This is a genomic window from Pseudomonas sp. SDO52101_S400 (genome assembly GCF_054071635.1).
The window spans coordinates 46988-69571 of record NZ_JBSVWF010000006.1 but is presented as its reverse complement, the minus strand read 5'-3'; the positions used below and the strand labels follow the sequence as shown (position 1 = coordinate 69571).

Genomic DNA, 22584 nt, shown 5'->3' with positions numbered 1-22584 from the left:
AGCATAAGCACACAACTGAACCCGCCATGGAGGCCGGTTACCGCGTCACTGCGCCAGCGTTAAAGTACACCGCCAGCCCTACCAGCGGCAGATAGGCCAGCACCACACCGAGAAGTCCAGACAAGGCACCTCCCGCTACCAACATTGAAACAGGCAACAACCAGGCCACATTTATCGCCACCACGGCGAGGGTGACCTTCTTGTGACTGGCAAAACTCTGCGCAGCATGCTGATACGCATGACTGCGATGCGCCTGATAGACCTTCTGCCGCTGCAACAGCCGCCGCACCAACGTGAAGGTGGCATCAACCATGAACACACCGAGCAGGATCATCCAGCTCCACAGCAGTTCGGGGTTCGCCCAACCCGCCTTGAGGGCCAGAACGCCAAGAATGATGCCGAGAAAACCACTGCCGGCATCACCCATGAAAATCTTCGCCGGTGGAAAGTTCCAGCACAGAAAGCCTGCGACCGCGCTCGCCAGGACAACGGGAGCCCAGATCAGCTCAAGGTGGGCCGTTTGCCAATAAACCAGCGCCGCTCCCAGGCAGACACATACCGCCTCGGCACTGGCCAGACCATCGATACCATCCATGAAGTTGTAGAGGTTGAGCATCCACACCAGATAGATCAGCGCCAGCGCGCTGCCCAGCCACCCCAGGTCGATCACCAGCCCGAAGAAGGAAACCGGGGCCAGCCCACTCAGGAAAAACAGAGCCCAACCGGCGGCGATGAAATGCCCTAGCAGGCGCCATCTCGCGGCGATGTGCCCGTGATCGTCGGCGAACCCGATGATCGCAATCATCAGACCGGAACCCAACAAGCCATAAAGATCCGCCGGACTCAACAGCCCCAACCCCGCAAGAACGGGCACTGCCGCGCAGAAGGCCAGGACAATCGCTACACCACCACCGCGAGGCGTCGGGGTCGAGTGGGAACTGCGCTCGTTCGGTATGTCCATCAGGCTTTTGGCCAGGGCGTAACGACGCAGTACCCACGTCAATCCACAGGAAACAACGAACACAGCAAGAAGCAACCACCAATAATTCATTTCGTTTGCGAGTCCTGATAATGGGCTGCAGTCTGGCGAAAGGATTTTTCAACCGGAATGGGTGGCACCCATCCAAGCAATTCCCGGTTTTTTCTGATGTCGACCTGCAATGATCCACAGACTCGCTGGGCGACAGCCTGTCTTCCCAACAACGATGCTCCAGTATTCAGCACCCATTGGGGCACTGGAATCAGGAGAGCCTTTTTCCCGAGTGCTACGGCGAGTCGCCGTAACAAGTCGCTGATGGAAAGATCTTCACCATCACTGACCAGGAATGTCTGGTTGGCCGCCGCCGGATGCGTCAGACAGGTCACGATCAGGTCCACCAGGTTGCCGATACTGACAAGACTTCGCCGGTTATCGATGGCGCCGAGTGGCAACGGAATGCCTCTGTCGAGCCAGTTCAGCATGCTCAGAAAGTTTGCTTTGACACCCGGCCCGTAAACCAGCGGTGGGCGGATGATGACCACCTCCATTCCGGTTTCATGCGCAAGCGCCTTCAAAGCCTCTTCCGCCTCAAACTTGGATATGCCATAGGGATCTGTCGGATTTGCCGGATCGTCGGCCGTGAATGGCTTGTCCCGTTCGGTGTTTTCACCACTCACCTTGATCGAGCTGATGAAGATGAAGCGCTTGACTCCCGAATCGGCCGCATGGCGCGCCAGTCGAAGCGTGCCTTGCACATTGACTTCGCGAAATGCCGACAAGGCATCGACGGCTGTTTCGTTCATCACATGTACACGGGCAGCCGCATGAACCACGACTTGCACCCCGCCCAGGGCGGGAAATGTCTGAGGGGCAGCGAGATCCAGCGGCTGCACACTGCACAACCCACTGAGTCGGGTGCTGCTACGCGCCGTGGCCACCGGAGTGAACCGTTTGTCCAGCAAGAGCCTGAAAACCAATGCTTCACCGACGAATCCGCCCGCCCCCGTCACCAATACTTTCGGGGTATTCATCGCTTTCGGTTTCCCATCAGTGCAGTGACCCAACAGATAAAAAAGAAGAAGACCTTGTCACGGGTCCTGCGTCGGCACTGCCGGGCGGAAAATGACAACTTCATCAATTGCCGGCGCCCCAGCGCCAACCAGGAACTGACAAAGTCGTCCCGATCCTGACCGACAAGACGTGCAATCAACTGCACCTGATTGAACCACCAACCGTCATGAATCGTCTTGTAACGCGCAATCAGCGGACTCAGGCCGGTATTGGCGCCCACTTGGTTACGCTCATGCTGACGGTAGTCCATGGAGGGCACCGAATCGATGAACCAGCGAAAACCGTGACTGCGGGCAAATGCATAACAGAACCAGTCGTGCAGACTGACAGACTGCAGAGGCGCCCAGTTTTCGAGCATTGTCGCCTTGAGCGGCTGAATCAGTGCGCGACTCATCACATAGGTGCAACCCGGGCCTGCGGCTTCAAACAGAAAGTCCCAGGCAACTTGCGGCTGCGCCTTGTCCAGCAGTTGAGTCCGGCCATCACTCCAGAACGCACTGACATTGCTGGAATAGGCATCGCACCCCTGCTCCTTTAGCCGATGCACTGCACGCTGCAGTTTATCGGGGTGCCAGACGTCGTCCTGATCTGAAAACGCGATGAATTCGAAGTCTTCGACATCAACATCGCGTATCAACCGGAAAAAATTGCGCGAGGCGCCACCAAAAGCGCCCGCCGGGGGGAGAACCACGACGCCGGGGTGCGCGGCAGCGTAAGCCGCACACCAGGCTTCGGTCCCGTCAGTCGACGTGTCGACACTGATGAAGACCGTAACATCGACAAACTGTTGGTCGAGGATCGAGCGCAATTGCTCCTCGATCCATTGCATTCCGTTGTAGGCAGCCAGTAGAACTGCGACTCGTGGAGATCCTGCGGGCATGGCTGCCGTTCCTGCTTGCACAATGTGAGCGCCGGGGCTGTTAAGACTTGTGCTCGGCAATCAGCGAGAGCCGGAATCAAGCAGCTTCTGCAGATACTGACCGTAGCCAGTCTTCTTCAGGCGCTCGGCCTGCTCAGCGAGCTGTGCATCGCTGATCCAGCCGTTGTTGTAGGCGATCTCTTCAAGACACGCGACTTTCAAGCCCTGACGCTGCTCTATCGTGTGCACGAAATGGCTGGCCTCCAGCAACGAGTCGTGAGTGCCCGTGTCCAGCCAGGCAAAACCACGGCCAAGCATTTCGACATTCAGGGTGTTTTTCTCGAGGTAGGCACGGTTGACGTCCGTGATCTCGAGTTCACCGCGCTCGGACGGCTTGATGTTCTTGGCGATCTCGACGACCTGATTGTCATAGAAATACAGGCCGGTCACGGCATAGCTGGATTTTGGCTTGGCCGGTTTCTCTTCAATGCTGAGCGCGCGCCCGGTGGCATCGAACTCGACGACACCAAAACGCTCGGGATCGGACACGTGGTAGCCGAAAACGGTGGCGCCGCTCGCCTGGCTGCTGGCCGAACGAAGATTGTCCGAGAAGTGCTGACCATAGAAGATGTTGTCACCCAGGATCAGGCAGCAAGGGTCCTGGCCTATAAACTCCTCACCAATGATGAACGCTTGCGCCAGACCATCCGGGCTCGGTTGCTCTGCGTAAGTCAGCTTGATCCCGTAAACGCTGCCATCGCCGAGCAACTTGCGAAAGCACGGCAAGTCTTCAGGCGTGGAGATGATCAGGATTTCGCGCATGCCCGCGAGCATCAACACCGACAACGGATAAAAGATCATCGGTTTGTCGTAGATCGGCAACATCTGCTTGGACACACCAAGGGTCAAGGGATGCAGGCGAGTGCCCGAACCGCCTGCGAGGATGATGCCTTTACGATTTGTCGTGGTCATTTGTTCAGAACTTCCATAAGCATTCGGGTTACACCACTTTGCCAATCCGGCAAGTGTAGAGAAAAATTGGCGCGCAGCTTCTGAGTATTCAGACGAGAGTTCAGAGGTCGCCGGGCAGGCGTGGGATAGGCCGTCGTATCGATCGGGCTGATCGAGGTGACGGCAAGCTCTTCACCATTGGCCTTTGCAAACGCAATCACGTGACTGGCATAGCCATGCCAGGAAACTTCACCGTGTGCCGCCAGATGATAAAGCCCGGCCAGTTCAGGTCGCTGCACGACCTGTTTGAGCGCCTGCGCCGTTACGTCGGCAATCAGATCAGCCCCGGTAGGGGCGCCGATCTGGTCGGCAATCACGCTCAGGGTTTCGCGATCCTTGGCCAGGCGCAACATGGTTTTGGCGAAATTGTTACCGCGAGCACCGTAGACCCAACTGGTACGGAAGATCAGGTGCTTGCAGCCGGAATCGATAATCGCCCGCTCACCAGCCAGCTTGCTTGCGCCGTAGTGATTCACGGGCGCAACAGCATCCGTTTCTGTCCAGGCTGTACTGCCTTGACCGCTGAAGACGTAATCAGTCGAGTAGTGAACAAGCCAGGCGCCCAAGGTGGCCGCTTCCTCGGCCATGACCTGGGTAGCGTGACCGTTCACCCGGTCGGCGAGCTCCGTTTCCGTCTCGGCTTTATCAACAGCCGTATAGGCGGCCGCATTGACGATGATGTCGGGCCGGACCTGACGAATCGTTGCGCGCAACCCGTCGAGGTCCGACAGATCGCCACTCAGGCCATCCACCGGATGGCGATCCAGGGCAATCAATTGCCCGAGCGGCGCAAGGGAGCGCTGCAGCTCCCAGCCGACCTGACCGTTTTTTCCCAACAAGAGGATTTTCATGTCTTGTTCGAACGATCCGTATAGTTCTGGTCAATCCACTGCTGGTAGCTGCCGCTCTTCACGTGAGCCACCCATTCGGTGTTGTTCAGATACCATTCAACAGTTTTGCGGATACCGCTTTCAAACGTCTCGGCCGGCGACCAGCCCAGCTCGCGCTGGATCTTGCTCGCATCGATCGCATAACGTTGATCGTGTCCGGGCCGATCCTGAACATAGGTGATCAGGCTCGCATGTGGACGGTGCGCGGAATCGGGCCGCAACTCGTCAAGCAATGCACAAAGCGTATTGACCACTTCGATGTTCTGCTTTTCGTTATGGCCACCAATGTTATAGGTCTCGCCAATAACGCCTTCGGTCACGACCTTGTAAAGCGCACGGGCGTGGTCTTCGACATAAAGCCAGTCACGAACCTGGTTGCCCTTGCCGTAAACCGGCAGCGGCTTGCCTTCCAGAGCGTTGAGGATGATCAGCGGGATCAGCTTTTCAGGGAAATGGCATGGACCGTAGTTGTTCGAGCAGTTCGTGACCAGCGTTGGCAGGCCATAAGTGCGGGCCCAGGCGCGAACCAGATGATCGGAACTGGCCTTGCTGGCCGAATATGGCGAGCTGGGCTGGTAAGACGTGGTTTCGGTGAACAGGTCTTCTGGACCTTCCAGGTCACCATAAACCTCGTCAGTCGAAATATGGTGGAAACGGAAGGCTGACTTGCGCGCGCCCTCAAGCGTCGCCCAATACTGACGGGCCGCCTCCAACAGTGTGTAGGTGCCGATGATGTTGGTCTGAATGAATTCGGACGGGCCGGAAATTGAACGATCAACGTGGGATTCGGCCGCCAGATGCATGATTGCATCGGGTTGGTGTTGCTGCAACACACGGTCCATCTGCTCACGATCGCAGATGTCGACACGCTCGAACGCGTAGCGAGGGTTCTGGCTGACTTCGGCCAAAGACTCCAGATTACCGGCGTAAGTCAGTTTATCGACGTTAACGACAGAATCGGTAGTATTGGAGATGATATGACGAATGACTGCCGAGCCAATAAACCCGGCACCGCCGGTTACTAGAATTTTCACGCGAAACCACACCCTTGAGCTGCTGACAGGGCTGCCAACCGAGCGCTGTCTAATCCATGAATGCAGAGGCCTTCAACTATGAGGCATCTGTCAGAGTCAGTCTGAATCGAGGTGGGAGATTGCCACCTTCGAACAAGGGCTGCATTTTACAGCTTAATGAATGTTTTACTAATGGATACGGACAGGCAGCGACGCAAATTCGATGATTACCCCGTACTTGTCGCTTTCAGACAAGAGACTTGCGTGCCCTTCTGGACGAGCGTCCCAGTATCCACCCGATGATCGGCCCGATAGCCATCCCGATCAGAAGCGCCAGAACCGCGACCACAGAGACCGGCAATTGCGGGCCGGACCATCCGAGGAACATCAGCGAAACAACTTGCTGATTCTCGAGCACGAAAGCCAGGATCAGCAATACCAGCAACAGGATAAAGACACCTAGAAGCAACCGCTTGAAGTTATGCATGAGCGGCTCCTTGTCTGGCGATGAACATCAAATCTCATCCTCCTCTTCATTCACGCGATCACGCAGCTCTTTGCCGGGTTTGAAGTGCGGAACGAACTTGCCGTCCAGACTGACCGACTGACCGGTCTTCGGGTTGCGACCAACCCGGGGCGCGCGATAGTGCAACGAAAAGCTGCCAAAGCCACGGATCTCGATTCGATCACCAGTAGCAAGACATTGGGACATTTGCTCAAGCATGGTCTTGATGGCCAACTCCACATCCTTGGATGAGAGTAGCCCTTGATGGGTGACAATTCGTTCGATCAACTCCGACTTCGTCATATTTTTCCCTTCTTTTTCAAGCAGCTAGATCAGCGCTTTGAAGGTTTTAGCACGCCAGAATGAATTTGAACAGCCCGAGGGTTGACATATCTGCCAATGCACTGGCAGTGGCGACATTCGAGCCCGGTAAAACCGTCGATCACCACGACCTAGCGGCAGATCACCAGCATAGTCCGCGTCAAGTAACCCGCAGGATTGAAGCCGAACGGAAACTCATCGTCATCCTTTACTTCATCGGACCTGGCCACAACCTTGTACCCTGCCAACTTGCACTCCTTCGCCGCCCGCTTGTGACATTTCTCCCATCCACTACCCAATCCAGAACAGTCGACCTCGATACCACTGACACCTCGTACAGCATGTGTCTTTGCGCTAGTAGCACATCCTGACAACACTAGAACCACCAGTACAACCATAAGTCTGTTCATTCATTTCCTTATACCGCACAACGAACGACTGCCATTCGCTGCTCATTACAGCCTAGCCTTGGATTCTGAAACCTCACTGCTATCAACAGACCGTAGATGGCGCCAGTTGGTTTCCTGTTGTTTCACCGAACTATCACGCGAGCTCAGGCCACTTGACCGCGCAAGCCCGGTAGTCAATCCGACACCTCAGGAAAGATGCAGTTTCGGATATACTGCCTCCCTAGAAAAATCCGGCTTGAGACATCCGCGCAAACGCCGCCATCTGCCTAAGCCTGCCCCCCAAAAATCCACCACATGCTGATTTTTTAGGAAGAAAGCAACTTGACCTTTGCAAAGTACATGGCCGTTCAGCTTTTAGCCTACGCCCTGGATATGAGCGCATTCCTCCTGCTTACCTATGCGCTCGACGGCCAGCACATTTTGGCGAATATTGGCAGCAAGCTTATTTCTGCCGTTTTCGGCTTCTTCCTGCATCGACACTTCACTTTTCAGTCAACTCAAACCAGTGGACACACCCAGGCAATCAGTTATTTTTCGCTAGTAGCCATCAACATTCCGGTCAACACAGGCTTGTTTGGCATGGCGTTGACATTTATCACTCCGCCCGCCCTAGCCAAATTTGTAGCCGACGCCGCTTGCCTGGTGATCAATTACTGGATCAGTAAAGTCGCCATCTTCAAGAAGAAAGCCTTACCCGAAGCAGCGACCGACTCAAAAGGCACTCAGTAAGCTTTCCGACCAATACGTCTTCGGACAGTCCTTACTCGGAGACGCAGAGCCTGCCCAAGCCCCCCCCCCCCCGTTACCGCCCCGCCGACTCGCCCCACTTCATGGAAGTTCATTCACTCCACGCCGAAAAAGCACTACCACCCTCGCAAAAATACTCAAATCGCAGGCACAAAAAAGGGCGACCTAAGTCGCCCTTTTTAATGATCAGACAGAACTCAGTTCTGTTTGGCCATTGCTTGACGCAGCAGTGCCGCCATAGTGGTGTCAGCTGCTTCACCTTCCGGAGCTGCTTTCAGGCTCTGGATGGCTTCTTTCTCTTCAGCATCGTCTTTCGATTTGATCGACAGCTGAATTACGCGGCTCTTACGATCAACGCTGATGATCTTGGCTTCTACTTGCTGGCCTTCTTTCAGAACGTTGCGCGCGTCTTCAACGCGGTCACGGCTGATTTCGGAGGCTTTCAGAGTCGCTTCGATATCGTCGGCCAGAACGATGATGGCGCCTTTGGCGTCAACTTCTTTCACGGTGCCAGTAACGATTGCGCCCTTGTCGTTAACCGAGACGTACTCGGAGAACGGATCGCTTTCCAGTTGCTTGATACCCAGGGAGATGCGCTCGCGCTCTGGGTCAACCGACAGGATAACGGTGTCCAGCTCGTCGCCCTTCTTGAAACGACGTACGGCTTCTTCGCCCACTTCGTTCCAGGAGATGTCGGACAGGTGAACCAGACCGTCGATGCCGCCGTCCAGACCAATGAAGATACCGAAATCGGTGATCGACTTGATGGTACCGGAGATCTTGTCGCCCTTGTTGAACTGGCCAGAGAAGTCTTCCCATGGGTTCGACTTGCACTGCTTGATGCCCAGGGAGATGCGACGACGCTCTTCGTCGATGTCCAGAACCATGACTTCCACTTCGTCGCCGACTTGTACGACTTTCGAAGGGTGGATGTTCTTGTTGGTCCAGTCCATTTCCGAAACGTGTACCAGACCTTCAACGCCTTCTTCCAGCTCAGCGAAGCAGCCGTAGTCGGTCAGGTTGGTTACACGAGCGGTAACGCGAGTGCTTTCTGGGTAACGGGCTTTGATAGCAACCCATGGATCTTCACCCAGTTGCTTCAGGCCCAGGGAAACACGATTGCGCTCGCGATCGTACTTCAGAACCTTCACGTCGATCTCGTCGCCAACATTGACGATTTCGGAAGGGTGCTTGATACGCTTCCACGCCATGTCGGTGATGTGCAGCAGGCCGTCCACGCCACCCAGATCGACGAATGCGCCGTAATCGGTGAGGTTTTTGACGATACCTTTGACTTGCTGGCCTTCCTGCAGGGATTCCAGCAGAGCTTCACGCTCGGCGGAGTTCTCGGCTTCCAGGACGCTGCGACGGGAAACGACAACGTTGTTGCGCTTCTGGTCCAGCTTGATGACCTTGAATTCCAGCTCTTTGCCTTCCAGGTGCGTGGTGTCGCGCACTGGACGGACGTCAACCAGGGAACCTGGCAGGAACGCACGGATGCCGTTAACGTCGACAGTGAAGCCGCCTTTAACCTTACCGTTGATAACGCCCTTGACCACTTCCTCAGCTGCGAAGGCTGCTTCCAGAACGATCCAGCATTCAGCGCGCTTGGCTTTTTCACGGGACAGCTTGGTTTCACCGAAACCGTCTTCAACCGAGTCCAGAGCAACGTGAACTTCGTCACCGACGTTGATGTTCAGTTCGCCAGCGTCGTTGTAGAACTGCTCCAGAGGGATCAGTGCTTCGGACTTCAGGCCAGCGTGAACGGTTACCCAGCGAGCTTGGTAATCGATATCAACGATAACACCGGTGATGATGGAGCCTGCCTGAAGGTTCAGGGTCTTTAGGCTTTCTTCAAAGAGTTCCGCAAAGCTTTCGCTCATTTTAATTCCTGTTGATTAGGGCGAAAAATACGCCCATCTCCACATCCCAGACGATGTGGGTTAGTTTCATTAAAAAGAAGCACCGCAGGACTATGACTGGTCCCCTGTGGCCTTCTTGGTCACCCGGCGATATCGCGAATGGCGATCTCGCTCATGATGCGTTCAAGCACCTGATCGATGGACAACTCCGTGGAATCCAGCTGTATGGCGTCGGCCGCCGGCTTGAGCGGGGCCACCGCTCGCTGGGTATCACGCTCATCGCGCGCACGGATCTCATCTAGCAGACTCGACAGACTAACACCCTCGACTTTGCCCTTCAACTGCAAATATCGTCGGCGCGCCCTCTCCTCGGCACTGGCAGTCAGGAAAATCTTCAAGGGCGCGCTCGGAAATACCACCGTGCCCATGTCGCGACCATCGGCCACCAGGCCCGGGGCTTCCTGGAAAGCACGCTGGCGCTGCAGCAGCGCCTCGCGCACGGCCGGCAATGCAGCCACCTGAGAAGCGCCGGAACCGACGCTTTCAGTACGGATGACATCGCTGACTTCGTCACCTTCCAGAATGATGCGTTGCAGTTGACCGTCGGTCGCCGCGATGAACTGCACATCCAGATGAGCGGCCAGTTTCTTCAGCAGCTCCTCATTGGTCAGGTCGACACCATGGTTGTGCGCAGCAAACGCCAAAAGGCGATACAGCGCACCGGAATCCAGCAGGTTCCAGCCCAGACGCTTGGCCAGAATCCCGGCTACGGTGCCTTTGCCCGAGCCGCTTGGCCCGTCGATGGTGATGACCGGAGCAATGTTGTTCACGACTGAGCCTCTTGCGCCACACGAATACCGACCTGCGCGCACAGCGCCAGGAAGTTCGGGAACGATGTCGCGACGTTGGCGCAATCATGGATGCGGATCGGTGCAGTGGCGCGCAGCGAGGCCACACTGAAAGCCATCGCGATACGGTGATCGCCATGACCATGCACTTCGCCGCCGCCGATCTGGCCGCCGTCGATGATGATGCCGTCCGGAGTCGGCTCGCACTTGACGCCCAGCGCCAGCAAACCGTCCGCCATAACCTGGATACGGTCCGATTCCTTGACCCGCAACTCTTCGGCGCCAGTCAGCACGGTGCGCCCTTCGGCACAGGCCGCCGCCACGAACAGTACCGGGAATTCGTCGATGGCCAGTGGAACCAGCGCTTCCGGAATCTCGATACCTTTGAGTTTAGCTGCTCGCACGCGCAGGTCCGCAACCGGCTCGCCACCCACTTCACGCTGGTTTTCCAGGGTGATATCGGCGCCCATCAGGCGCAGGATGTCGATCACACCGGTACGGGTAGGGTTGATGCCGACATGCTCGAGCACCAGCTCCGAACCTTCGGCAATCGACGCCGCCACCAGGAAGAACGCCGACGACGAGATATCGCCCGGCACTTCGATGTGGGTCGCGGTCAGCTTGCCGCCGGACTCGACGGACGCAGTAGCGCCGTCAACGCTCACCGGATAGCCGAAGCCGCGCAGCATGCGCTCGGTATGGTCGCGGGTCGGGGCCGGCTCGGTCACGGTGGTCTTGCCTTCGGCGTACAGACCCGCCAGCAGCAGGCAGGATTTCACCTGAGCACTGGCCATCGGCATGGTGTAGGTCAGACCTTTGAGCTTATGGCCGCCCCGAATGGTCATCGGCGGACGACCTTCGGCAGCGGTTTCGATCACGGCGCCCATTTCCCGTAGCGGGTTGGCCACGCGATTCATCGGGCGCTTGGACAGCGACGCATCACCGGTCAGGGTACTGTCGAAGTCCTGCGCGGCCAGCAGGCCGGACAGCAGGCGCATCGAAGTACCGGAGTTGCCCAGATAGATCGGGCCCGGCGCAGGTTTCAGACCGTGCAGGCCAACACCGTGGATGGTCACGCGGCCGTGATGCGGGCCTTCGATGACCACGCCCATGTCGCGGAACGCCTGCAAGGTCGCCAGAGCGTCTTCGCCCTCGAGGAAGCCTTCGACTTCGGTGACGCCTTCAGCCAGGGAACCGAGCATGATCGAACGGTGGGAAATCGATTTGTCACCCGGTACGCGAATCCGACCGGACAGGCGGCCACCAGGTTGAGCCAGGAAAATCAGATCGTTGGAATTCATAGCGTCCACATAGGCCCTGCGGGCCAGGATTTTACTGAAATGCTCGCGGGCAACCCGGGCGCGAGTGAAGACGCCCAACAATTGGTGCCCATCCCCTGCATCGACCGCGTCGCGCAAGGCGTCGAGGTCGCTGCGAAATGTATCGAGTGTGCGCAGGACAGCCTCGCGGTTGGCGAGAAAGATGTCATGCCACATGACCGGGTCGCTTCCGGCGATTCTTGTGAAATCGCGGAAACCGCCCGCAGCGTAACGGAAGATCTCAAGGTTTTCATTGCGTTTGGCCAGTGAATCGACCAGACCGAAGGCCAGCAGGTGCGGCAGATGACTGGTCGCCGCCAGCACTTCATCGTGACGCTCGACCTGCATGTGCTCGACGTCCGCACCCAGCTCGCGCCACAAGCGATCAACCACTGCCAGCGCAGCCGGATCGGTCTGCTCCAGCGGGGTCAGAATCACTTTATGACGACGAAACAGCTCTGAGTTGGAGGCTTCCACCCCACTCTGCTCGGAACCGGCAATCGGATGGCCCGGCACGAAACGTGCCGGCATGCCGCCGAATGCTTCAGTCGCCGCGCGCACCACATTGCCCTTGGCGCTACCGACATCCGTCAGGATCGCCTGCCCCAGATCCATGCCAGCCAAACGGGCCAGCACTTTTTCCATGGCCAGGATCGGCACCGCCAACTGAATCACGTCCGCGCCCTGGCAAGCGGCCACCAGGTCCTCTTCGCAGCGATCCACCACGCCCAACTCGACCGCCAGTTTGCGCGATTGCGGGTCGAGATCGACCCCGACCACTTCGCGGCACAGACCGCTTTCACGCAAGCCCTTGGCAAACGAACCACCGATCAACCCCAGACCGACCACCACCAGGCGCCCGATCATAGGTGCAGCAGATTGCAGCGCAGTGACATCACCCACGAGCCAGAACCTTGCGCAGCGCTTCGAGGAAGCGACTGTTTTCTGCCGGCAGACCGATGGTCACCCGCAGATGATTCGGCATGCCGTAGTTGGCCACCGGACGCACGATCACGCCTTCGCGCAACAAGCCCTGGAACACCGGAGCCGCCACTTGAGCGAGGTCGACGCAGATAAAGTTGCCCCTGGACGGAATCCAGCTCAGGCCCAGCTCGCGCAAACCCGCTTCCAGCTGCTGCATGCCGGACTCGTTGAGCTGACGGCTCTGAGCCAGATATTCCTCGTCCTTCAGCGCCGCACACGCCGCGGCCAAGGCCAGGCTGTTGACGTTGAATGGCTGACGTACGCGATTCAGCACGTCTGCCACCACGGGTGTGGACAAGCCGTAGCCAACGCGCAGCGCCGCCAGACCGTAGGCCTTGGAGAAGGTGCGCGAGACCAACAGGTTCGGATAAGCCGCGAGGAAATCCAGGCCATCCGGCAGATCGCTGCCTTCGGCGTATTCGATGTAAGCCTCGTCCAGCACTACCAGCACATGCTCCGGCACGTCCTGCAGGAACTCATCCAGCGCTTCAGCGCTGAACCAGGTGCCGGTCGGGTTGTTCGGGTTGGCGATGAACACGACGCGGGTGTTGGCGTCGATGGCCGCCAACATCGCCGGCAGGTCATGCCCCCAATCCTTGGCCGGAACGACCTTGGCCTGAGCGCCGACTGCCTGGGTCGCGATCGGATAGACCGCGAACGCGTGCTCGCTGAACACCGCATTCAGGCCCGGTGCCAGGTAAGCGCGCGCCACCAGTTCCAGAATGTCGTTGGAGCCGTTGCCCAGGGTCACCTGATTCAGTTCGACGCGGCACTGCTCGGCCAGCAGGGACTTCAGCGCAAAACCGTTACCGTCGGGATAGCGGGTCAGCTCATCCAGCGCTTCGCGAATCGCGGCCAGCGCTTTCGGGCTGGCGCCCAGCGGGTTTTCGTTGCTCGCCAGTTTGACGATGCTCGCCGGATCCAGATCCAGTTCGCGAGCCAGTTCGTCCACGGGCTTGCCCGGAACGTATGGCGAAAGTTGTTGCACGCCCGGCTGTGCCAGAGCGAGGAAGTTACCACTCATTTGCTACCGCCCCTTAGAGAACTGCTTTCGGGTAGGAACCCAGCACCTTGAGTGCTACTGCTTCCTGACTGATCTTTTCCAGTACACCTTTGATCAGCGGATCACGGTGATGGCCGACGAAGTCAATGAAAAACACGTAGGTCCATTTACCGCTGCGCGACGGACGGGTTTCGATCCGGGTCAGGTCGATGCCGTTGTCATGGAACGGCACCAGCAGCTCATGGAGCGCGCCAGGCTTGTTGCTCATGGACACGATGATCGACGTTTTGTCATCGCCGGTCGGCGGCACTTCCTGGTTACCGATCATCAGGAAGCGCGTGGAGTTGTCCGGACGATCCTCGATCTTCTCGGCCAGACGGGTCAGGCCGTACAACCCGGCCGCCATGTCACCGGCGATCGCTGCCGAATTCCACTCACCCTTGACCCGCTTGGCCGCTTCGGCGTTGCTGGAAACTGCCACACGCTCGACATTCGGATAATGGGCGTCCAGCCACTTGCGGCACTGGGCCAGCGACTGGGCATGGGAATAGATACGGCTGATGCTGTCGGTCTTGGTGTTTTCACCGACCAGCAGATGGTGGTGAATCCGCAGCTCGACTTCGCCACAGATCACCATGTCGTGCTCGAGGAAGCTGTCGAGGGTGTGGTTGACCGCACCCTCGGTGGAGTTTTCCACCGGTACGACGCCAAAATTCACCGCACCGGCCGCCACTTCACGGAACACTTCGTCGATCGCCGCCATCGGTTTGCTGATCACCGCGTGACCGAAGTGCTTCATGGCCGCTGCTTGCGTGAAGGTGCCTTCCGGACCGAGGTAAGCCACTTTCAGCGGGTTCTCAAGGGCGAGGCACGAGGACATGATTTCGCGGAACAGCCGCGCCATCTCTTCGTTGCCCAGCGGCCCCTTGTTGCGCTCCATCACGCGCTTGAGGACCTGCGCCTCGCGCTCCGGACGATAGAACACGGGCTGCTCGCCTTCGGCCAGACTGGACATCTTGACGCGGGCAACCTCTTCGGCGCATCGAGCGCGATCGCTGATCAGCTGAAGGATCTTTTCATCGAGGCTGTCGATGCGAACGCGCAGCGCCTTGAGTTCCTGCTCGGACATCAGGAATGCTCCTTCTCGAATTCCGCCATGTAGGCGACCAGAGCTTCGACCGCGTCCAGGCCCAGGGCGTTGTAGATCGAAGCACGCATGCCGCCGACCGAACGATGGCCCTTGAGGTTGAGCAGGCCGCGCGCATCAGCGCCGGCCAGGAACGCCTTGTCCAGACGCTCGTCAGCCAGACGGAACGGCACGTTCATCCACGAGCGGGCGTTGACGCTGATCGGGTTGGTGTAGAAATCGCTGTTGTCGATGAAGCCGTACAGGCGATCTTTCTTCGCCTTGTTGCGCTGCTCCATCGCGGCGACGCCGCCCTGCTCCTTCAACCACTCGAAGACCAGGCCCGAGAGGTACCAGGAATAAGTGGCGGGGGTGTTGTACATCGAACCGTTGTCGGCCGAGATCTTGTAGTCGAGCATGGTCGGGCACGAACTGCGGGCGCGGCCCAGCAGGTCTTCACGGACGATCACCACCACCAGACCGCTCGGACCGATGTTCTTCTGCGCGCCGGCGTAGATCAGCCCGTACTGCGACACATCGATCGGACGCGAGAGGATATCGGAGGACATGTCGACCACCAGCGGAACGTCACCGGCTTCGGGAACCCAGTCGAACTGCAGGCCGCCGATTGTTTCGTTGGACGCATAGTGCAGATAGGCCGCACCCGGGGTCAGCTTCCACTCGTTCTGACCAGGAATGGCCAGATAGTCATAAGGCTTGGCACTGGCGGCAACATTGATATTGCCGAAGCGACGCGCTTCCTCGATGGCTTTTTTCGACCAGATACCGGTCTCGACATAGTCGGCAATACCGTTCTCGGGCAGCAGGTTCAGAGGAATCTCGGCGAACTGCTGGCTTGCGCCACCCTGCAGGAACAGCACTTTGTAGTTGGAGGGGATGGACAGCAGGTCGCGCAGATCCTGTTCGGCTTTCTCGGCGATGGCCACGTAGTCATCACTACGATGGCTCATTTCCATGACCGACAGACCCTTGCCGTGCCAGTCGAGCATCTCGGACTGGGCACGCAACAGGACAGCTTCAGGCAGCGCAGCGGGACCTGCGCAGAAGTTAAAGGCTCGTTTGCTCACATCCACTCTCGCTATGCAATCACGGTAGCGGACAGAGCAAACACTCTGCCCTGCTACGATTTGGTTAGTCTTGCGACTCTTCTTCGTCTGCGGCGTCCGCCTGCAGGTTGTCGACCGCATCGTCCGGTTCGGCGCCGATCACGCCTTCTTCCAGTTCGACACCTTCTTCACCTTCAAACTCTTCACCCTCGACTTCCGACGGCTCCTGGACCCGCTCCAGACCGACCAGGGTTTCATCCTTGGCCAGCTTGATCAGGGTCACGCCCTGGGTGTTACGACCCAGACTGGAGACTTCGTCGACACGGGTACGCACCAGCGTGCCCTGGTCGGAAATCAGCATGATCTCTTCGCCATCCTGCACCTGAACCGCACCGACCAGACGGCCGTTACGTTCGTTGCTGACCATGGCGATAACGCCCTGACCGCCACGCTTGTATTCAGGGAACTCGGTGATTGCCGTGCGCTTGCCGTAGCCACGCTCGGAAGCCGTCAGGATCTGGCTGCCCTCTTCCGGGATCAGCATGGAAATCAGCTTCTGCCCTTCTGGCAGACGCATGCCACGCACACCGCGAGCGGTACGACCCATGGCACGGACTTCGGATTCCTTGAAGCGAGTCACCTTGCCGCCGTCGGAGAACAGCATGATTTCCTGCTCGCCATCGGTGATGGCAGCGGAGATCAGGATGTCGCCTTCGTCCAGCTCCAGCGCGATCAGACCGACGCTGCGCTGACGGCTGAAGGCCACCAGCGGAGTCTTCTTGACGGTACCGTTGGCGGTCGACATGAAGATGAACGGAGCCTTCTTGCGGTCGGCAGCCTTGATGCGCGCGCGGCGCTCTTCTTCGGTCTCGTTGCTGTTTTCGATTTCTTCTACATCAGCCTCGGCGCCTTCGGCTTCCTCTTCATCAGCCTGACGCTTCATGGCTTCGAGATCGACCGGCAGCATGGTGGTGATGTATTCGCCGTCATCCAGCGGCAGCAGGTTGACCAGCGGACGACCACGGGCGGCGCGGGACGCCTCCGGAATCTCGTAAGTCTTGAGCCAATACACCTTGCCCTTGCTGGAGAACAGCAGCAGCGTGGTGTGGCTGTTGGCAACCAGCAGGTGAGCGATGTAGTCCTCATCCTTCACGCCGGTAGCCGATTTGCCTTTACCGCCACGACGCTGAGCCTGGTACGCAGCCAGTGGCTGGGTCTTGGCATAACCGCCGTGGGAGATGGTCACGACGCGCTCTTCTTCCGGGATCATGTCGCCCAGAGTCAGGTCGAGACGTGCATCGAGAATCTCGGTGCGGCGCACATCGCCGTATTCGGCACGGATCACCTCCAGCTCTTCGCGGATCACTTCCATCAGGCGCACGGCGCTGTTGAGGATACGGATCAGCTCGCCGATCTGGTTGAGGATCTCTTGATACTCGGCCAGCAGCTTTTCGTGCTCCAGACCGGTCAGGCGGTGCAGACGCAGTTCCAGAATGGCTTGCGCCTGTTCCGGCGACAGGAAGTACTTGCCTTCACGCAGACCGTATTGCGGATCGAGGTTTTCCGGACGGCACGAATCGGCACCGGCACGCTCGACCATCGCAACCACCGCCGAGGACTCCCACGGCGTGCTGACCAGCGCTTCCTTGGCTTCCGACGGCGTCGGCGAAGCCTTGATCAGGGCGATAACCGGGTCGATGTTCGACAGGGCAACGGCCTGACCTTCGAGGATATGGCCGCGCTCGCGAGCCTTGCGCAGCTCGAACACAGTACGGCGGGTAACCACTTCGCGACGGTGACGGACGAAGGCTTCCAGCAGATCCTTGAGATTCAGAATCCGCGGACGGCCATCGATCAGCGCAACGATGTTGATGCCGAATACCGATTGCAACTGGGTCTGGGCGTAGAGGTTGTTGAGAATCACCTCAGGCACTTCGCCGCGACGCAGTTCGATCACGACGCGCATACCGTCCTTGTCGGACTCGTCGCGCAGCTCGGTGATGCCTTCGAGTTTTTTCTCTTTTACCAGCTCGGCGATCTTCTCGATCAGACGCGCCTTGTTCAGCTGGTAAGGCAGTTCGGTGATGACGATCTGCTGACGGCCACCGACCTTGTCGATGTCTTCGATGATCGAACGGGCACGCATGTAAATGCGGCCACGGCCGGTGCGGTAGGCTTCGATGATGCCGGCGCGGCCGTTGATGATCGCGGCGGTCGGGAAGTCCGGGCCGGGAATGTATTGCATCAGCTCATCGACGGTCAGCTCGGGATTGTCGATGAGGGCCAGGCAACCGTCGATGACTTCACCGAGGTTGTGCGGCGGAATGTTGGTCGCCATGCCCACGGCGATACCGCTGGAACCGTTGACCAGCAGGTTCGGAACGCGGGTCGGCATGACCGCCGGGATCAGTTCGGTGCCGTCGTAGTTCGGCACCCAGTCCACGGTTTCCTTGTGCAGGTCGGCCAGCAGCTCGTGCGCCAGCTTGGTCATGCGCACTTCGGTGTATCGCATGGCCGCGGCGTTGTCGCCGTCCACCGAGCCGAAGTTGCCCTGACCGTCCACCAGCAGATAACGCAGCGAGAACGGCTGCGCCATACGGACGATGGTGTCGTACACCGCGGTATCACCGTGCGGGTGATACTTACCGATCACGTCACCGACGACACGGGCAGATTTCTTGTACGGCTTGTTGAAGTCGTTGCCCAGCTCGCTCATCGCGAACAGCACGCGACGGTGCACGGGCTTCAAGCCATCGCGCGCATCCGGCAGTGCACGGCCGACGATCACGCTCATCGCGTAATCGAGATAGGACTGTTTCAGCTCGTCTTCGATATTGACCGGGAGGATTTCTTTGGCCAGTTCGCCCATGAGAAGCCTGATTCCTTTTTCTGGTGAAACTTCGCCATATCCATAGGGGACGCACGAAGCTCGTCGATGCAGGCTGAGTGCCATGCGCCGACTTACGACAAATCAACAAGTTGACCCTGGATTTGCGCAGTGAAGACAACCCCGCGGGGCTGCCTCGGAAAACGCCGGATGTTATCACAAGAGCCGCCACGCACCTATCCCCCAGATGCGCATGGAGCATAGTTAGATGACCGATGACAGGCTTAAAGGGGACGAGAGAGGCTCAGAGCTTCTGTGAATGCAAATTTCGAGATGAAATTGCGGATGTTTATTGACTTTCAGAGCCTCATCGCTGGCAAGCCAGCTCCCACAGGATCGGCGGCGAGCACAAAATCCGTGGGAGCTGGCTTGCCAGCGATGGCGTCCGAACAGACGCCAGAGCCAATCAATGCAGGCGCTTTCGGCACATCAGCTGGGCCATTTTCGCGGTGTCCGGACGCTCGACGATGCCCTTCTCGGTGACGATCGCATCGATCAGGTCCGCCGGCGTCACGTCGAATACCGGGTTGAACGCCTCGACATCCGCCCCGACGCGCTTGCCGCCCACTTCCAGCAGTTCGGCGCCGTCGCGCTCCTCGATAGGAATGTCATCACCGCTGGCCAGATTCATGTCGATGGTCGAACTCGGCGCCACCACCATGAAGCGCACGCCATGGTGCATGGCGTTGACCGCCAGTTGATAGGTGCCGATCTTGTTCGCCACGTCGCCGTTGGCGGTGATCCGGTCAGCACCGACGATCACCCAGGTCACACCTTTGGTTTTCATGATGTGCGCGGCGGCGGAATCGGCGTTCAGGGTCACCGGAATACCTTCGTTGGCCAGCTCCCACGCAGTCAGGCGCGAACCCTGCAGCCACGGCCGGGTTTCGTCGGCGTAGACGCGCTCGACCATGCCCTCGATGAACGCGGCGCGAATCACCCCGAGCGCCGTACCGAAACCGCCGGTAGCCAGAGCGCCAGTGTTGCAGTGGGTGAGAATCGCCTGGGCATTGCCCTGATGCTTGCGAATCAGGTCGACGCCGAGCTGGGCCATGGTCAGGTTGGCTTCGCGATCGCTCTCATGAATGGCGATGGCTTCAGCTTCGAGCGCCGCCAGCGGATCGGCATTTTCCTTCAGGCGATCCAGTCGGTCGTGCATGCGGTTCAACGCCCAGAACAGATTGACCGCCGTCGGACGGGAATCGGCCAGCAGCATGAAATCCTCTTCCAGCGCGGCATACCAGTCGCCACCCTCGGCAATCCGGGCACGCGCTGCCAGCACGATGCCATACGCGGCACTGATGCCGATGGCCGGCGCACCGCGCACCACCATCGAGCGAATCGCTTCGGCCACGCCGGCGGCGCTGGAGTACGCGATCCAGTTTTCCTCGAACGGCAAAACGCGCTGATCCAGCAGGTGGAGCGCGCCATCGCGCCAATCGATGGCCTTCACTTTCTCCGCAGCCAACAGTCGATCGCGCATCCCTCACCCCGCACTCATGAACAAAAGCCGCCGATTATAGCGATCCCCCCGCGAAGACGCTCGGGTATACTTCGCCATCCTTTACAAAAGCACTGGAACCGACCCTCGATGCCGAAACCTGCCATTGCGCTCGACTTATTATTGCTGCCGACCTGGCTGGTACCCGTCGAACCCGCAGGCGTGGTGCTCAAGGAGCATGGCCTGGGCATCCGCGACGGTCGCATCGTGTTCATCGGCCCGTGCGACGAAGCCTTGAAGTGTAACGCCGCCGAAGTCCTCGAATTACCGGACGTTTTGCTCAGCCCCGGCCTGATCAACGCTCATGGTCATGCGGCCATGACCCTGTTCCGCGGCCTCGCTGACGATCTGCCGCTGATGACCTGGCTGGAAAACCACATCTGGCCCGCCGAAGGCAAATGGGTCGATGAAGATTTCGTGCGTGACGGCACTGACCTGGCCATTGCCGAGCAGATAAAAGGTGGCATCACCTGTTTCTCGGACATGTATTTCTTCCCGAAGGTTGCCAGTGAACGCGTACACAACAGCGGAATCCGTGCGCAGATCGCCATTCCGATCCTCGATTTCCCGATTCCCGGCGCCGCCAGCGCCGATGAAGCCATTCGTCAGGGCGTCGAACTGTTCGGCGACCTGAAGCATCACGACCGCATCAAGATTACCTTCGGCCCCCATGCACCCTACACCGTCGGCGATGAGAACCTGGAAAAAATCCGCGTGATCGCCGAGGAGCTGGACGCCTCGATCCACATGCACGTCCACGAGACCGCCTTCGAAGTGCAACAGGCCGTCGAACAGCGCGGCGAGCGGCCACTGGCCCGCCTCGGTCGACTGGGTCTGCTGGGGCCGCGCTTCCAGGCCGTGCACATGACCCAGATCAGCGATGACGACCTGACGTTGCTGGTAGAAAGCAACACCAGCGTGATCCATTGCCCGGAGTCGAACCTGAAACTGGCCAGCGGCTTCTGCCCGGTAGAGCGCCTGTGGCAGGCCGGGGTCAACGTGGCGGTCGGCACCGATGGCGCCGCGAGCAACAATGATCTGGACCTGCTGGGCGAAACCCGCACCGCAGCGCTGCTGGCCAAGGCTGTCGCCGGCTCGGCCACCGCGCTGGACGCCCATCGGGCGCTGCGCATGGCTACGCTGAACGGCGCGCGGGCCTTGGGGATCGAAGCCGAGACTGGCTCCCTGGAACTCGGCAAGGCCGCAGACATTGTCGCGTTCGACCTGTCCGGCCTGGCCCAGCAACCGGTCTATGACCCGGTCTCGCAACTCATATACGCCACCGGCCGGGACTGTGTGAAACACCTGTGGGTCGCCGGCAAGCAATTGCTCGACGACCGGCGCCTGACGCGCCTGGACGAACAGCAGCTCGGCGAAACCGCCCGGGCCTGGGGCCGACGCATCAACGGCCACACCGAATCGTAAACACCCCGGGGCAAACTTCGGGGCTACAGCCTTTTTCAAGTTTTAGAGGATTGAATCATGAGCAACGTCGACCACGCCGAAATCGCCAAATTCGAAGCACTGGCCCATCGCTGGTGGGACCGCGAAAGCGAGTTCAAACCGCTGCACGACATCAACCCGCTGCGGGTCAACTGGATTGACGAGCGCGTCAACCTGGCCGGCAAGAAGGTCCTCGACGTCGGTTGCGGCGGCGGCATTCTCAGCGAAGCCATGGCCCAGCGCGGCGCGACCGTGACCGGCATCGACATGGGCGAAGCGCCGCTGGCGGTCGCACAACTGCATCAGCTGGAGTCCGGCGTGAACGTCGAGTACCGCCAGATCACTGCCGAAGCCCTGGCCGAAGAAATGCCGGAGCAGTTCGACGTGGTCACCTGTCTGGAAATGCTCGAGCACGTACCGGATCCATCCTCGGTAATCCGCGCCTGCTTCCGCATGGTCAAACCCGGCGGCCAGGTGTTCTTCTCCACCATCAACCGCAACCCGAAGGCGTACCTGTTCGCCATCGTCGGCGCCGAATACATCATGAAGCTGCTGCCGCGCGGCACCCACGACTTCAAGAAATTCATCCGCCCGTCCGAGCTTGGCGCCTGGAGCCGAATGGCCGGCCTGACCGTCAAGGACATCATCGGCCTGACCTACAATCCGCTGACCAAGCACTACAAGCTGGCGGCGGACGTTGACGTCAACTACATGATCCAGACCCTGCGCGAGGAATAA

20 protein-coding genes are annotated in these 22584 nt (G+C 59.0%); 3 read left to right on the top strand and 17 right to left on the bottom strand.

Translation table 11 applies throughout. From position 1 onward, the window contains the following. Positions 1-37 precede the first annotated feature (37 nt). The 9 genes from ACW9HX_RS04375 to ACW9HX_RS04335 all read right to left on the bottom strand — a co-directional run bounded on the left by ACW9HX_RS04375 (position 38) and on the right by ACW9HX_RS04335 (position 7059). Positions 38-1051, bottom strand: coding sequence for an MraY family glycosyltransferase (locus ACW9HX_RS04375; protein ID WP_457379630.1), 1014 nt, complete (start codon positions 1049-1051; stop codon positions 38-40). Further along, complete coding sequence (locus ACW9HX_RS04370; protein ID WP_457379629.1) at positions 1048-2010, bottom strand: UDP-glucose 4-epimerase family protein; 963 nt, start codon at positions 2008-2010, stop codon at positions 1048-1050. The genes ACW9HX_RS04375 and ACW9HX_RS04370 overlap by 4 nt, the downstream gene beginning before the upstream one ends. Next, positions 2007-2930, bottom strand: a complete 924-nt coding sequence (locus tag ACW9HX_RS04365) for a glycosyltransferase (RefSeq protein WP_457379706.1) — start codon at positions 2928-2930, stop codon at positions 2007-2009. Before ACW9HX_RS04365 ends, ACW9HX_RS04370 begins: the two co-directional genes overlap by 4 nt. Positions 2931-2990: 60 nt before the next feature. Then, entirely contained in the window at positions 2991-3881 is an 891-nt protein-coding gene (rfbA, locus tag ACW9HX_RS04360; protein ID WP_457379628.1) for a glucose-1-phosphate thymidylyltransferase RfbA, read from the bottom strand. Next, positions 3878-4771, bottom strand: coding sequence for a dTDP-4-dehydrorhamnose reductase (gene rfbD / locus ACW9HX_RS04355; RefSeq protein WP_457379627.1), 894 nt, complete (start codon positions 4769-4771; stop codon positions 3878-3880). The genes rfbA and rfbD overlap by 4 nt, the downstream gene beginning before the upstream one ends. Beyond that, positions 4768-5844 carry a dTDP-glucose 4,6-dehydratase gene (gene rfbB, locus ACW9HX_RS04350; RefSeq protein ID WP_457379705.1) on the bottom strand — a complete coding sequence of 359 codons (1077 nt, stop codon included), beginning with the start codon at positions 5842-5844 and terminating at the stop codon, positions 4768-4770. Before rfbB ends, rfbD begins: the two co-directional genes overlap by 4 nt. A gap of 226 nt (positions 5845-6070) precedes the next feature. Beyond that, a complete protein-coding gene (locus ACW9HX_RS04345; protein ID WP_457379626.1) occupies positions 6071-6310 on the bottom strand; it encodes a LapA family protein in 240 nt (79 codons plus the stop codon). Positions 6311-6337: 27 nt separating this feature from the next. Beyond that, the gene (ihfB, locus tag ACW9HX_RS04340) at positions 6338-6631 is read right to left on the bottom strand and encodes an integration host factor subunit beta (RefSeq protein WP_119429682.1); all 294 of its coding nucleotides are present in this window, start codon (positions 6629-6631) and stop codon (positions 6338-6340) included. A gap of 149 nt (positions 6632-6780) precedes the next feature. Further along, positions 6781-7059, bottom strand: coding sequence for a hypothetical protein (locus ACW9HX_RS04335; RefSeq protein ID WP_457379625.1), 279 nt, complete (start codon positions 7057-7059; stop codon positions 6781-6783). Positions 7060-7380: 321 nt separating this feature from the next. Between ACW9HX_RS04335 and ACW9HX_RS04330 the strand changes: the two genes are divergently transcribed. Continuing rightward, positions 7381-7788 (top strand): GtrA family protein, encoded by a 408-nt coding sequence (locus ACW9HX_RS04330; RefSeq protein WP_457379624.1) that lies wholly within the window; start codon positions 7381-7383, stop codon positions 7786-7788. 215 nt (positions 7789-8003) lie between these two features. Here ACW9HX_RS04330 and rpsA read toward each other — a convergent pair whose 3' ends face one another. From rpsA to mtnA, 8 genes are all read right to left on the bottom strand, one after another. Continuing rightward, positions 8004-9689: a 30S ribosomal protein S1 gene (rpsA, locus tag ACW9HX_RS04325; RefSeq protein WP_007950918.1), complete on the bottom strand. Its 1686-nt coding sequence runs from the start codon at positions 9687-9689 to the stop codon at positions 8004-8006. A 119-nt stretch (positions 9690-9808) separates the two neighbouring features. Further along, positions 9809-10498 (bottom strand): (d)CMP kinase, encoded by a 690-nt coding sequence (gene cmk, locus ACW9HX_RS04320; RefSeq protein ID WP_159811537.1) that lies wholly within the window; start codon positions 10496-10498, stop codon positions 9809-9811. After that, positions 10495-12702: a bifunctional prephenate dehydrogenase/3-phosphoshikimate 1-carboxyvinyltransferase gene (locus ACW9HX_RS04315; RefSeq protein WP_457379704.1), complete on the bottom strand. Its 2208-nt coding sequence runs from the start codon at positions 12700-12702 to the stop codon at positions 10495-10497. The genes cmk and ACW9HX_RS04315 overlap by 4 nt, the downstream gene beginning before the upstream one ends. A 28-nt stretch (positions 12703-12730) precedes the next feature. Continuing rightward, on the bottom strand, positions 12731-13843 hold the full coding sequence (hisC, locus tag ACW9HX_RS04310) for a histidinol-phosphate transaminase (protein ID WP_457379623.1): 1113 nt from the start codon (positions 13841-13843) through the stop codon (positions 12731-12733). 13 nt (positions 13844-13856) lie between these two features. Further along, a complete protein-coding gene (pheA, locus tag ACW9HX_RS04305; protein WP_457379622.1) occupies positions 13857-14951 on the bottom strand; it encodes a prephenate dehydratase in 1095 nt (364 codons plus the stop codon). After that, entirely contained in the window at positions 14951-16036 is a 1086-nt protein-coding gene (gene serC, locus ACW9HX_RS04300) for a 3-phosphoserine/phosphohydroxythreonine transaminase (protein WP_457379621.1), read from the bottom strand. Before serC ends, pheA begins: the two co-directional genes overlap by 1 nt. A gap of 64 nt (positions 16037-16100) precedes the next feature. After that, the gene (gene gyrA / locus ACW9HX_RS04295; protein ID WP_457379620.1) at positions 16101-18884 is read right to left on the bottom strand and encodes a DNA gyrase subunit A; all 2784 of its coding nucleotides are present in this window, start codon (positions 18882-18884) and stop codon (positions 16101-16103) included. A gap of 424 nt (positions 18885-19308) precedes the next feature. After that, positions 19309-20385 carry an S-methyl-5-thioribose-1-phosphate isomerase gene (mtnA, locus tag ACW9HX_RS04290; RefSeq protein ID WP_457379619.1) on the bottom strand — a complete coding sequence of 359 codons (1077 nt, stop codon included), beginning with the start codon at positions 20383-20385 and terminating at the stop codon, positions 19309-19311. Positions 20386-20493: 108 nt separating this feature from the next. On the opposite strand from mtnA, the gene ACW9HX_RS04285 reads away from it, so the two are divergent. Continuing rightward, complete coding sequence (locus ACW9HX_RS04285) at positions 20494-21828, top strand: TRZ/ATZ family hydrolase (RefSeq protein WP_457379618.1); 1335 nt, start codon at positions 20494-20496, stop codon at positions 21826-21828. A gap of 57 nt (positions 21829-21885) precedes the next feature. Next, on the top strand, positions 21886-22584 hold the full coding sequence (ubiG, locus tag ACW9HX_RS04280) for a bifunctional 2-polyprenyl-6-hydroxyphenol methylase/3-demethylubiquinol 3-O-methyltransferase UbiG (RefSeq protein ID WP_007950906.1): 699 nt from the start codon (positions 21886-21888) through the stop codon (positions 22582-22584).